Below are 11,995 nucleotides of genomic sequence, written 5' to 3' on the forward strand. Positions count from 1 at the left end.
GGGGGTACGACGACAAGCGGGGAAGGCGGGAGTGCGAGCGGATTGACGTGGGCGTCAGCCGAGGTTGACCCAGACGCTCTTGATCTCGGTGTAGTGGTCGAGCACGGTCCGGCCCATCTCGCGGCCCCAGCCGGACTGCTTGAAGCCACCGAAGGGCGACGCGGGATCCGTGAGGTTGTAGCAGTTGATCCACACGGTCCCCGCCTGAAGTTCGTCGGCGATGCGGTGCGCGTGGCCCAGGTCGGACGTCCAGATGCCGGCCGACAGCCCGAAGGGCGAGTCGTTGGCCCGCTCGACCAGATCGTCCACGTCGTCCCAGCTCATCGCCGCGAGCACGGGGCCGAAGATTTCCTCCCGGACGATCCGCAGACCGTCCTCGGGCGCCACGAACACCGTCGGCTCGACGAAGTAGCCCGCGTCGTACGGCGCGTCCAGTCCGGGCCGCCCGCCGCCCGCGGCGAGTTTGGCCCCCTGTTCCCGGCCGGCGGCGATGAACCCGGTGACCCTCTCGTGGTGCCGCGCGGAGATCAGTGGACCCATCTCGGTGGCCGGGTCGCTGCCGGGACCGACGACGATGCCGCGGGCGCGTTCCGCCACCGCGTCCAGCACGTCGTCGAAGATCTTGCGGTGCACGTACAGCCGGGAGCCGGCCGTGCAGACCTGGCCCTGGTTGAAGAAGACGGCTTGCGCGGCGGCCTCGGCGACGGCCTCGGGATCGGCGTCGGGCAGCACGATGTTGGGGGACTTCCCGCCGAGTTCGAGGGAGACCTTCTTCAGGTTCCCCGCGGCGGCGCGGACGACGGCGCGGCCCGTCTCCGTGGACCCGGTGAAAGCGATCTTGTCGACCCCGTCGTGCGCGGCGAGGGCGGCACCCGCCGTGGCGCCGCGCCCGGTGACGACGTTGACGACCCCGCCCGGCACCCCCGCCTCCTGGAGCAGCTCGGCGAGCCGCAGCGTGGACAGCGGGGTCTCCTCGGCGGGCTTCAGGACGACCGTGCAGCCGGTGGCCAGCGCGGGAGCCAGCTTCCAGCACGCCATCGACACGGGGAAGTTCCAGGGCACGATCAGTCCGGCCACGCCCACCGGTTGCCGCGTGGTGTAGTTCAGCACGCGCAGTCCACCGCGCGGCGACACGGGGATGGTGCTGCCCTCCAGCTTGCTCGGCCAGCCGGCGAAGTAGCGGAACAGCTTCACGCTGGTGCCCACGTCCACCGCGCGGGCCACGGACACCGGCTTGCCGTTGTCGCGCGACTCCAGCAGGGCGAGTTCGTCCGCGTGCGCCTCGATGACGTCGGCGACCCGGTTCAGCAGCGCGCCCCGCTCCAGGGGGCTCGTCCGCCGCCAGCCGGGGTCGTCGAAGGCGCGGCGGGCCGCGGTGACGGCCCGGTCGACGTCGGTGGCGTCGCCGTCGGGAACGGTCGTGAGCACGGTGCCGGTGGCGGGGTCGACACTGGCGAACGAGCGGCCGGAGAGTGCGCCGACCCAGTGGCCGCCGATGAGCATGGTCCGCGGCTCGGCGAGGAAGCGGTCGACCGCCCCCGCCGCGTCCGCGACCGGGTCTGCTGTGCTGTGCATGGCGGCTCCTCTCACAGGGCCATCTCGATGAGCTGGGGACCGTCGGCGGCGAGCGCCCGGCCGAGTGCGCGCCGCAGCGCCTCGCCCGTCTCGACCCGGGTGCCGGGGACGCCGTAGGCGCGGGCCAGCGAGGGCCAGTCGAAGGCCGGTGCGTCCAGGCTGGTGAGCGCCATCGCGTTGGGGCCGGGACTGCGCTGCCCGTGCCGGTCGAGCTCGGTGCGCAGCACGTTGTAGACGCGGTTGGACGCGATGAGGGTGATCACGGGCAGCTGCTCCCGGGCCATCGTCCACAGCGACTGGATCGTGTACTGCGCGCTCCCGTCGGACTGGAGGGCGACGACCCTGCGGCCGGGTGCGGCGATCGCGGCGCCGACGGCGGCGGGCAGGCCCTGCCCGATGGCTCCGCCGGTGTTGGTCAGGGTGGTGTGCCGGGCGGCGTGTGACGAGGCGGTGAAGAAGGGGTAGCCGCAGGTGCCGCCCTCGACGGAGACGACGGCGTGTTCGGGGAGGAGCGCCGAGACGATGCGGCCGACCGAACGCGGCGTCAGCGCTCCGTCCGGGAGCCCCGCGTGGTCCGGCCGGGTGGGTGACGGCGGTTCGGGTGCCCCCAGGGTGTCCGCGAGGACCTCCAGCGCGTGCGCGCCGTCCTCCTCCGGTGTGCTCAGCACCTCCACGGTGCCCGGGGGAGCGAGCAGGCTCGGGATCCCCTCGTAGCCGAAGTACGACACGGGTTCCAGGGCCCCCGCCAGCACGACGAGTCGGGCCCCGGAGAGAGCCTCGACCGCCTTCTCCGGGAAGTAGGGCAGGCGGTCGAGGTCCGGAAGACCGCCGCCGCGCTCGGCGGCGGCCGGGAAGGTCTCGCTGTACAGCACCGCCCCGGTGGCGGCGGCGATCCGGGCGGCCGCCCGCTGCCCGCGCTCGTCGAGCGCAGCCCCGCCCAGGAGCAGGACGGCGCGCTCCCCGGCCCGCAGCCGCTTGGCGAGGGCGTCGACGACCTCGGGCGACACCTCCCGTCGGCGCCGCGGGCCCGGCAGCTCGACGTCCACCGGGCCCTTCAGCACCTCCTGCTGGAGGTCGGCGGGGGCGATGAGGGTGGCCCCGCGGCCGGGCGCGGCGCCGGCGGCCCCGATGGCGCGGGCGGTGAGCCGGGCCAGATCCGCACCGGAGGCGGCGGTGTCGACCCAGCCGGAGACGGGGCGCGCGAGCGAGACGATGTCCGAGGTCAGGGGCGCGTCGTGGGCGAGATGCCAACTGGCGTGATCGCCGACGACGTTGAAGACGGGGGAGTGGGCCCGCCGCGCGTTGTGCAGGTTGGCGATGCCGTTGGCGAATCCGGGGCCCAGATGGAGCAGTGTCATCGCCGGCCGGCCGGCGATCCGGGCGTAGCCGTCGGCCGCTCCGGTGCAGACGCCCTCGAAGAGCCCGAGCACCGCGCGGGTGCCGGGGACCGAGTCCAACGCGGCGACCAGCGGCATCTCGGTGGTTCCCGGATTGGCGAAACAGATGTCCACTCCGGCGGCGAGCGAGGTCTCGACCAGGGCCTCCGCCCCGGTCATGGCGCCGAACCGGTTCGCCTGCCAGACGGTCGTGGCGTGGTTCATGGACTTTCCTCCGTGCACTATGCGCACCATCCGTGCGTATAGTGCACAGCATTGGCAGGGGAGGACCCCGGCGTCAAGCCCCGGGTGCGGCGGACCCGTGGCCTACGCTGAACGCGTGAGCGGAACCGGGAAGGTGGTACGCGGGGTGCGGGCAGAGGCCGCGAACGGCACGGGAAGCAGTGCGCACGGCGGGAACGGGGGAGGCGGGGAGGCGGTCAAGCGGCCCAGTCAGCCGCCGTCGCAGACGCTCGTCCGGGGTCTCGCCGTCCTGCGGGCCGTCGCCCACCAGCCCCGCGGACTGACGGTCGCCGAGATCGCCGCCCGGACCGGGCTGCACCGGACCGTCGTCCACCGCCTCGCGGGCACGCTGGCCGCCGAGGGGTTCCTGGCGAGGTCCGCGGACGGCGCGTACGTACCCGGCGGGGAACTCCACACGCTCGCGGGCACCACCCGGCCCACCCTCGCGGAGTTCGTCCAGCCGCTGCTCCAGCAACTCGCGGACCGGTACGGCGGCACGGCGATCCTGTTCTTCCCGGAACCGGACTGCGTCGTCGCCGTCGCCACGGCCGTCCCCCGGAACGCCGACTACCACCTCGCCTACCGCAAGGGCTCCCGCCAGCCGCTGGACCGCGGGGCCGCGCCGTGCGCGATCCGCGCCGGACGGGCCGCCGCCGACGACGACCCGGAGGCGGTACGGGAGGCGCGCCGGCGGGGCTGGGTCACCAGCCATGGCGCGGTGGAGCCGGGCGCCCACGCGGTCGCGGCACCGCTGGCCCGGGGCGGGGACGTGCAGGACGCCTGCGTCATGTTCGTCTCGCACCGCCAGGACCGTGTCGACGAGGCCACCCCGGACGTGGTCTCCGCCGCGGGGGCCGCCCGGGCGTTCCTGCTCGGGCCGCGGTAGGCCGCCGCCCGTCTTCTTCTTACCGGTCAACGGCCGCCCCCGTCGGAACACTTCGGCGGGGGCGGCCTCCTTTGTGCCCGGCGGGCCTTGACACCCACCATCGGCCACCACGCCATGTGCTACCAACAAACGTACACCATGTACGAATATCGCACAGAGGTGCAACTGGAGGCTGATCGGGATGACAAGCCCTGATCGCATCACCCTGGCCCACGGCCGCCTGTCCCTGGTCGGCGTCCTCACTCAATCCATCGGCTTCATGGGGCCGGTGTTCTCGGTCGCGGCCCTTCTCCCCCTGGTCGTGGGCCTGTCGGCCACGGGGCGGGGCGCCGGGGTCGCCACTCCCGTCGCGATCGCCGTCGCCGGTGTCGGCATGTGCGGTGTGGGATGGGTCATCGCCCAGTACGCGAAACGGATCCATCTGTGCGGATCGCTCTACGAGTACGTGAGCGACAGCGCCGGACCCCGGGTCGGTGTGGCCGCCGGGTGGCTCTACTACGGGGCCATGATGGTGCTGGGGGCGTCGACGTTCCTCGTCCTCGGCGGCCTGACCCGGACCTGGCTCCTCAACGCCCTGTCCGTGGACGTGCCGTGGTGGCCCCTCTCCCTGGCCTACGCCGCCCTCGTCGTCGGTGTTCTCGTGATCGGCGTCCAGGTGTCCATCCGGGCCCAGCTCGTCCTCGCCCTCGCCACCGTCCTCGTCGTCCTCGTCTTCTCCCTCGTCATCCTCTTCCGGGCGGGCCGGAGCGGCGGGGGACTGCCCGCCGAGCCCTTCGACCCGTTCTCCGTGGGGCGCCTGGACCTCCTGTACGGCGTCCTCTACGGCATCAACATGTTCATCGGCTTCGAGTCGGCGGCCAACCTCGCCGAGGAGACCGCGAACCCCAAGCGTCATGTGCCCCGCGCGGTCCTGTGGTCGCTCACCCTCGTCGGCGTCTACTACCTGGTCGTCGCGTACGCCCAGGCCGTGGGTTTCGGCCTCGACGCGCAGGCGTGGAAGGACAGCGTCTTCCCACTTGAAGCCCTCGCCTCCGGCAAGGAGTACGGATCGTCAGGCTTCGGCACCTTCATGGGCGTCCTGATCATCCTCGACGTCCTCGCGGTGGCGATCGGTGTCGGCGTCGCGTCGAGCCGGGGCATGCTCTCCATGGCCCGCGGCGGCCGACTGCCCGCGAGACTGGCCCACTTGCACCCGCGGTTCCTCACCCCGGTATGGGGCGCCGCCCTGTGGGGCACCCTCTCCTGCCTGGTCATCGTGGCCGTACGGGTGGGCGACGGCATCTTCTCGCGTGAGACCGCCCAGCCCGGCGTGCTGCAACCCCAGTGGTCACCGGCGTTCAGCTGGATGGCCGGCTTCGGCGGCACGGGCCTGGCGCTGATGTACCTCATCGTCGCCGCCCTCGGCGTCAAGGGCCTGTGGCCGCACGTCGGCCACGCCAAGCTCCTCGTCGCCGGCAGCGTCGGCGTCCTCGTCTCGGCCGGCGCCGTCTTCGGAGCCGTCTACCAGGCCCAGAGCCCCCTCGACACCGTGCCCTGGGCCCTGCTCGCCTGGGTGGTCCTCGGCGTCGCGTGGTCCTTCCTCGTCCACCGTCGGGCGCCCCGCCCGGAGGCGACCGTCGACGAACCGGCGCGCAGCCCGGGCGAGGTGACCATTCCGTGACGGCACCGGAACCACTCACCACCGCCCATGCCCACCCCATGCCCGGCTCCCCGCAGCCGGCCCCTCGACCCGGAGGAGGAAGGGCAGTGACCGCTGCCACGCCACACCCGTACGATCCGCTCACCGCCAAGGAGACGGAGCAGGCCGTCGCCGTGGTACGGGCCGCCCGGCCCGAGCGCACGGCGATCAGATTCCCGCTGATCCGGCTGGACCTCCCGGACAAGGGGCGGGTCCGCGCGTACGACCCCGGCCGCCCGATCCCCCGTGTGGCCTTCCTCGTCGTCTACGACCCCGAGGCGGGCGCCATGTTCGAGGCCCGCGTCGATCTCACCGACGACCGCCTCGTCTCCTGGGACCATCTCCCGGGCAGGCAACCGCCCATCATGATCGAGGAGTTGATGGCCCTCGACGAGATCGTGAAGGGGGACCCGGCCGCGGTGGAGGCCCTCGTACGGCACGGCGTCGACGATCTGTCGCAGGTCCAGTTCGACCCCTGGTCCACGGGCACCCTGCCGGTCGAGGGCGTGGACGCCCGGCGCCGCGTGATCCGTGCGACCGCCTACGTCCGCCGCTTCCCCGAGGACAACGGATACGCCCGGCCCGTCGGCAACCTCGTCTTCGTCATCGACTGCGACACCCGCACCGTGGCGGCCGTCCTGGAGGGGGAGCCGCTGCCGCTCCCGCCGGAGAGCGGGAACTACGACCCGGCAAGCGTCGGACCGCTGCGCGACGACCTCCGCCCGATCGAGATCACCCAGCCCGACGGTCCCTCCTTCACGGTCACCGGCAACGTCATCGCATGGCAGCGCTGGCGGCTGCACGCCCATATCGACGTGGTGGAGGGCCTCGTCATCAGCGACGTCTCCTACGAGGACGGTGGGCGTCGGCGCCCGATCCTGCACCGGGCCGGCATCAGCGAGATGGTGGTGCCCTACGGCGACACCAGCGACGACTTCTACTTCCGCAACGTCTTCGACGCCGGCGAGTACAGCCTCGGCAAGACGGTGGGTTCGCTGAGCCTCGGCTGCGACTGCCTCGGCGACATCCGGTACCTCGACGCGGTCCTCGCCGACGAGTCCGGCACCCCGCACACCGTCACCAACGCCATCTGCCTGCACGAGGAGGACCACGGGATCCTCTGGAAGCACTGGGACTTCCGCTACGTCGAACAGGCCGAGGTCAGACGCTCGCGGCGGCTCGTCGTGTCGTCGATCCACACGATCGGCAACTACGAGTACGGCTTCTTCTGGTACTTCTACCTCGACGGGACGATCCAGTTCGAGGCCAAACTCACCGGCATCGTCCAGACCCGGACCGTGGCCCCCGGCGTGAAGCCCGCACACGGGACGCTGGTGGCGCCGCAGTTGGACGCCCCGAACCACCAGCACCTGTTCAACATGCGCCTGGACATGGAGGTCGACGGGCCGCGCAACACGGTCGTGGAGGTCGACGCCGTGGGCCTGCCGATGGGACCGGACAACCCGTACGGCAACGCGATCGTCGCCCGCGGCACGGAGATCACCAACGAACGCGACGGCCGCCGGATGTGCGATCCGCTCACCGCGCGCACCTGGAAGATCACCAACCCCGGAGTGCGCAACCGCTTCGGCGAGCCCGTCGCCTACAAGCTGGTCCCGTTCGTCGGCCCCACCCTGCTCGCCGCTCCCGAGAGCGATCTGGCGCGGCGCGCCGAGTTCGCGCGGGCGCATCTGTGGGTGACCCGGTACAGCCCGGACGAACTGCACGCGGCCGGCGACTACCCGAACCAGCACTCCGGTGACGGCATCGGCAGGTGGATCGAGCAGGAGCGTGATCTCGTCGACACGGACGTGGTGCTGTGGCACACCTTCGGCACCTCGCACCTGCCACGCCCGGAGGACTGGCCCATCATGCCGTGCGACTACGTGGGGTTCGCGCTGAAGCCGGTCGGGTTCTTCGACCGCAACCCGTCGTTGGACGTGCCGCCCCCGCCGGGGCACGGGGCGACGCACTGCCACTGACCGGGGGCGGCCGCGGGGCCGGCGGGTGTCAGTGCCCCACGGCCTCGGGGCCGGCCGTGCCGACCAGTCGCGTCGCGGCCGTCCTGGCCGCCTCCGTCACCAGACGCGGGACCTGGTCGTCGACGAGCTTGAGGCCGAGCTGCACCACGCCGAGGCTCGCCGTCGACCAGTCCGAGACCCGGATGGGGGCGGCGACGCCGATCGCGCCCTCCTGGATCGAGCCCACGCTGACCGCGTAACCCCGGCGGCGCGCCTCGCGGACGTGCTCGGTGTCCTCGTCGGAGTCCGGCCGGCCGGCGAGGATGGCGATGCCGTCGGCGCCGACGGTCAGGGCGTGCCGGGCACCTTCCCGCATGGCGAGGTGCATGGTCGAGTTCGGCGGCTCCGCCGTCAGCAGGATCAGGGCCTGGTCGCCGTCGGCGACGCTCAGCAGCGCCGTGCTGTTGGTCTGCTCGCTGAGGCGTCGCAGGATCGGCAGGACGGTGGCCTGAAGCCGCGGTTTGAGCTGCCCGGCCAGTTCGGCCACACCGAATCCGAGGATGTACCGCGTGCCGAGGCGGGCGACGAGGTTGTGCGCCTCCAGCGTGCGCAGAAGACGGTAGACGGCCGCCCGGGCGATCGTCAGCTGCTCGGCGAGCTCCGCGGCCGTGAGACCGTCGGCGTTGCGTGCGAGCAGCGACAGCACCGTCAGCCCGCGGTCAAGAGTCAGGGACGTTTCCCCGCCGGTCGCCGCCACGATCTTCTCTCTCCTCCTGCTTCCGAGTGCCGCACATCATGTCACGGCGCCGGGAACGGCCCGGTGACGCCGACCCCTTGACCCGGCGTCACCCTCTCCCTATGGTTTCGAATATCGTCCTCATAGAACGGTAATCGTACATGCTCACACGCGCAGAGGCCGAACGGCTCGTCAGCACGGTTCCCACGGAGCCCTACCTCGCCGGGCGATGGGACAGCAGTCGGAGCACCGACACCTTCGACGTGATCGACCCGGTCACCGAACAACGGCTCACGACCGTGGCCGCGGCCGGGGCCGGTGAAGTGGAACGGGCCGTGTCGCACGCCCGGACCGCTATGGACGAGGGCGAGTGGGGGAGGACCGACGGAAGTGTCAGGACCGTCCTGCTGCACCGCCTGGCGGATCTCATCGAGGCACGGAGCGAGGAGTTCGCGACCTTGGAGTCGCTGGACATCGGCAAGCCCGGGTTCGAACCGCGGGCGATCGACCTGCCGCAGACGATCCAGACGTTCCGTTACTTCGCCGGCTGGGCCGACAAGGTGGAGGGCCGCTCCGTCCCCACCTCCTCCTACATGGGACGGCCCACGCACAGCTACACCGTCCGCGAGCCGGTCGGGGTCGTCGCGGCCATCACGCCCTGGAACTCACCGACGATGATCGGGGCGTGGAAGATCGCGCCCGCGCTGGCCGCGGGCTGCGCCGTCGTCCTCAAGCCCCCGGAGGACGCGCCCCTCACCTCCCTCCTCCTCGCGTCGCTGATCGAGGAGGCCGGCTTCCCCGCGGGGGCGTTCAGCATCCTTCCCGGACTCGGCGCCGTGACGGGCCAGGCGCTCATCGACCACCCCGGCGTGGACAAGATCTCCTTCACCGGCAGCCCCGAGACCGGACACAAGGTGGCGTTGGCCGCTGCCAAGGGGTTTCGGCGCACGACCCTGGAGCTCGGCGGAAAGAGCCCCCAGATCGTCTTCGCCGACGCGGACCTCGACGAGGCCGCGCGAGGAGTGGCGGTCGGCATCTTCGCCAACCAGGGCGAGGTGTGCGCCGCGGGCAGCCGCATCCTGGTCGCTCGTTCCGTGTACGCCGAGTTCCTGGAGCGCCTGGTGGAGCGGGCCCTCTCCATCAAGGTCGGCGACCCGTTCGACGAGGGCACCACGATGGGTGCGCTGATCAACGCCCGGCAGCTGGGCAGGGTCTGCGAGTACATCGCGGCCGGGGTCGACGAGGGCGCCCGACTGATCACCGGGGGCGGACGGCCGCACGCGAGGGGCTTCTTCGTCGAGCCGACCCTGTTCGCCGACGTGGACAACGCCATGACGATCGCCCGGCGGGAGATCTTCGGGCCCGTGGGCGCCGTGATCCCGTTCGACACGGAGTCCGACGCGATCACGATGGCCAACGACAGCGACTACGCGCTGGCCGCCACCCTGTGGACCGCCGATGTCAGCCGGGCCCATGTGGTCGCCCGGCAGGTGAAGGCGGGCGCCGTCGCGATCAACGGCTGGGCGCCGCTCGACCCCCGCGTGCCCTGGGGCGGCTCCCGGCTCAGCGGCCAGGGGCGGGAGCTGGGCTGGGCCGGCATCGAGGCCAACACCGAGGAGAAGACGGTCACGGCCGTCCTCTCGTACACCGTTTCTGCGGACTGAGTGTTGGAGAAGCCGGTGACGGCGTTCGTCTCCTCGGGAACGTCTTCTACCACTGAGGCGCGGTCATCGTGCCGCTCGGCTACACGGACGACGCCGTCTACGCGTCGGGCGGCAACCCGTACGGAACGTCATGGCCCGCAGGTTCCCCCTCGACACCGCCGGACGAGACGGCACTGGCCTGCGCCCGCTTCCAGGGCGCCCGGCTGGCCCGGTTCGCGACCCTCCTCGCGGCCTGACCCCCGCCCATGCCCTGGAGGGCGGGGGTCACACGGATTCGACGTCGGTGGTGGCGAGTCTCGCGTAGACCTCCGGCCGCCTGCGGCGGATCCGTGTCGCGAGGACCACCCCGGTCGCGAACACGGCCGGGGTCAGCGCCACGAGCGTCCAGTTCACGGTCGGCGACGCCCCGGTGAAGAGGTTGAGGCGGGTGCAGACCAGTCCCGTGATGACGGCCAGCAGCAGCGCGGCGGTCGCCGGCGCGGCGGCCGTCCGCAGCCGTCCCGCCCCGGCGGCGCCCGGGTTGCGGCGGAAGAAGACGACCACCGAGCAGGCCGCCAGGGTCTGAAGCGCGAGGATGCCGACCACTCCGGGGGTGTTCACCCACAGCAGGAACTCGTTGTACGGGTGCACGCCGATCGCCGCGAACACGGCGGTGACCAGGGCCGCCAGCGCCGTCTGCGCGACACCGGAGACCCAGGGCGACCCGTGCCGGGGGTGGATGCTGCCCAGCCGGGCGGGGGCGGCGCCCTCCACGGACAGGGCGTAGCCGTAGCGGGTGATGGCGTTGTGGAAGGCGAGCAGGGAGGCCAGGAGGCTGCTGACGATCAGGACGCGCTGGAGGTCGGTGGCCCAGCCGCCGACGTAGTGGGTCATCGCGGTGAAGAACATCTCCGCCGGGTTCCGCGCCGCCGTCGCCACGGCCTTGTCGTCGCCGAAGGCCTGGACGATGACCCAGACGACGAAGGTGTAGAAGAGGCCGAGGAAGCCGACGGCGAGGTAGGTGGCGCGGGGCACGGTGCGGTCGGCGTCGCGGGCCTCCTCACGGTAGAGGGCGGTGGCCTCGAACCCGATGAAGGCGGCGACGGCGAGGCCGAGCGGTGCGCTCATCTTCGACGTGAAGACGTTGGAGGGGGCGAACGACGCGAGGCTCAGCCCGTCCGCGCCGCCCTGGAACAGGATCGCGCCGGCCAGCAGGACCAGGATGGCGGTCTCCGCGATCAGCAGCGCGGCGAGGACCTTGGCGCCGACGTGGATGGACCGGAAGCCGAGGAACCACACCACCGCGATCGCCGCGAAGGCGTAGACGGGCCAGGGAAGGTCGACGCCCAGGAGGTCGTTCGCGGTGCCGGCGGCGAAGAAGCCGAACGCCCCGTACGTGCCGATCTGCAGCGCGTTGTACGAGAACACCGCGAGGAGCGCCGCTCCCAGCCCGGCGGGACGACCGAGGCCCCGGGCGACGTACGAGTAGAAGGCGCCCGCGTTGCGGATGTGGGGCGTCATCGCGGTGAAGCCGACCGCGAACAGGCACAGCACGACACCGACCGTCAGATAGGCGACCGGGGCGCCGATGCCGCCGAACATGATGGCGAGCGGGGCGATGCCCGCCATCACGGTGAGCGGGGCGGCGGCCGCCACGACGAAGAAGACGATGTCGCTGACGCCGAGCGTGGCCCGCTGGAGGTGCCCGGTCGGATCCGCCCCGGAGCCCGCCGGGGGCGGTGGGGGAGCGGTGGAGGTGTGGGGCTCGGTCATGGGGGTCTCCGCGTGCTGCGTGAGGTCGACGGACGTCGGTCGCTGTTCTGCCCGCGAGAGCGGAGCGACCCAACAGAACTGAAACCGATTCGGTTTCGGTAATGTAGGGGTCACCCGGAGGCTC

General features: G+C 72.1%; 9 protein-coding genes. 5 read left to right on the forward strand and 4 right to left on the reverse strand.

Going from position 1 to position 11,995, the window contains the following annotated elements; translation table 11 throughout:
• Positions 1-54: 54 nt before the first annotated feature.
• The gene (locus SMA5143A_RS39875) at positions 55-1,575 is read right to left on the reverse strand and encodes an aldehyde dehydrogenase family protein (protein WP_107467687.1); all 1,521 of its coding nucleotides are present in this window, start codon (positions 1,573-1,575) and stop codon (positions 55-57) included.
• 11 nt (positions 1,576-1,586) lie between these two features.
• The gene (locus SMA5143A_RS39880; protein ID WP_107467688.1) at positions 1,587-3,176 is read right to left on the reverse strand and encodes an acetolactate synthase large subunit; all 1,590 of its coding nucleotides are present in this window, start codon (positions 3,174-3,176) and stop codon (positions 1,587-1,589) included.
• A gap of 115 nt (positions 3,177-3,291) precedes the next feature.
• Here SMA5143A_RS39880 and SMA5143A_RS42775 point away from each other — a divergent pair, with 115 nt between their 5' ends.
• The 3 genes from SMA5143A_RS42775 (at position 3,292) to SMA5143A_RS39895 (ending at position 7,740) form a co-directional block, all read left to right on the forward strand.
• Positions 3,292-4,080 (forward strand): IclR family transcriptional regulator, encoded by a 789-nt coding sequence (locus SMA5143A_RS42775; protein ID WP_181362244.1) that lies wholly within the window; start codon positions 3,292-3,294, stop codon positions 4,078-4,080.
• Between the two features lie 181 nt (positions 4,081-4,261).
• On the forward strand, positions 4,262-5,740 hold the full coding sequence (locus SMA5143A_RS39890; protein ID WP_107467689.1) for an APC family permease: 1,479 nt from the start codon (positions 4,262-4,264) through the stop codon (positions 5,738-5,740).
• 86 nt (positions 5,741-5,826) lie between these two features.
• Positions 5,827-7,740, forward strand: a complete 1,914-nt coding sequence (locus SMA5143A_RS39895; protein ID WP_258194008.1) for a primary-amine oxidase — start codon at positions 5,827-5,829, stop codon at positions 7,738-7,740.
• Between the two features lie 28 nt (positions 7,741-7,768).
• On the opposite strand, the gene SMA5143A_RS39900 is transcribed toward SMA5143A_RS39895, so the two are convergent.
• Positions 7,769-8,476, reverse strand: coding sequence for an IclR family transcriptional regulator (locus tag SMA5143A_RS39900; RefSeq protein WP_181362245.1), 708 nt, complete (start codon positions 8,474-8,476; stop codon positions 7,769-7,771).
• A gap of 140 nt (positions 8,477-8,616) precedes the next feature.
• Between SMA5143A_RS39900 and SMA5143A_RS39905 the strand changes: the two genes are divergently transcribed.
• Positions 8,617-10,119 (forward strand): aldehyde dehydrogenase family protein, encoded by a 1,503-nt coding sequence (locus SMA5143A_RS39905; protein WP_107467691.1) that lies wholly within the window; start codon positions 8,617-8,619, stop codon positions 10,117-10,119.
• A 68-nt stretch (positions 10,120-10,187) separates the two neighbouring features.
• Positions 10,188-10,355 (forward strand): hypothetical protein, encoded by a 168-nt coding sequence (locus SMA5143A_RS39910; protein ID WP_181362246.1) that lies wholly within the window; start codon positions 10,188-10,190, stop codon positions 10,353-10,355.
• A gap of 28 nt (positions 10,356-10,383) precedes the next feature.
• On the opposite strand, the gene SMA5143A_RS39915 is transcribed toward SMA5143A_RS39910, so the two are convergent.
• Complete coding sequence (locus SMA5143A_RS39915) at positions 10,384-11,871, reverse strand: APC family permease (protein ID WP_107467692.1); 1,488 nt, start codon at positions 11,869-11,871, stop codon at positions 10,384-10,386.
• Positions 11,872-11,995: the final 124 nt, after the last annotated feature.

The sequence above is a fragment of the Streptomyces sp. MA5143a genome (assembly GCF_900290235.1).
Lineage (GTDB): Bacteria > Actinomycetota > Actinomycetes > Streptomycetales > Streptomycetaceae > Streptomyces.

Coding starts and splice junctions, on each gene's coding strand:
- SMA5143A_RS39890 (WP_107467689.1), top strand. CDS start 4,262: ATGACAAGCCCTGATCGCATCACCCTGGCCCACGGCCGCCTGTCCCTG.
- SMA5143A_RS39875 (WP_107467687.1), bottom strand. CDS start 1,575: ATGCACAGCACAGCAGACCCGGTCGCGGACGCGGCGGGGGCGGTCGAC.
- SMA5143A_RS39905 (WP_107467691.1), top strand. CDS start 8,617: ATGCTCACACGCGCAGAGGCCGAACGGCTCGTCAGCACGGTTCCCACG.
- SMA5143A_RS39880 (WP_107467688.1), bottom strand. CDS start 3,176: ATGAACCACGCCACGACCGTCTGGCAGGCGAACCGGTTCGGCGCCATG.
- SMA5143A_RS39915 (WP_107467692.1), bottom strand. CDS start 11,871: ATGACCGAGCCCCACACCTCCACCGCTCCCCCACCGCCCCCGGCGGGC.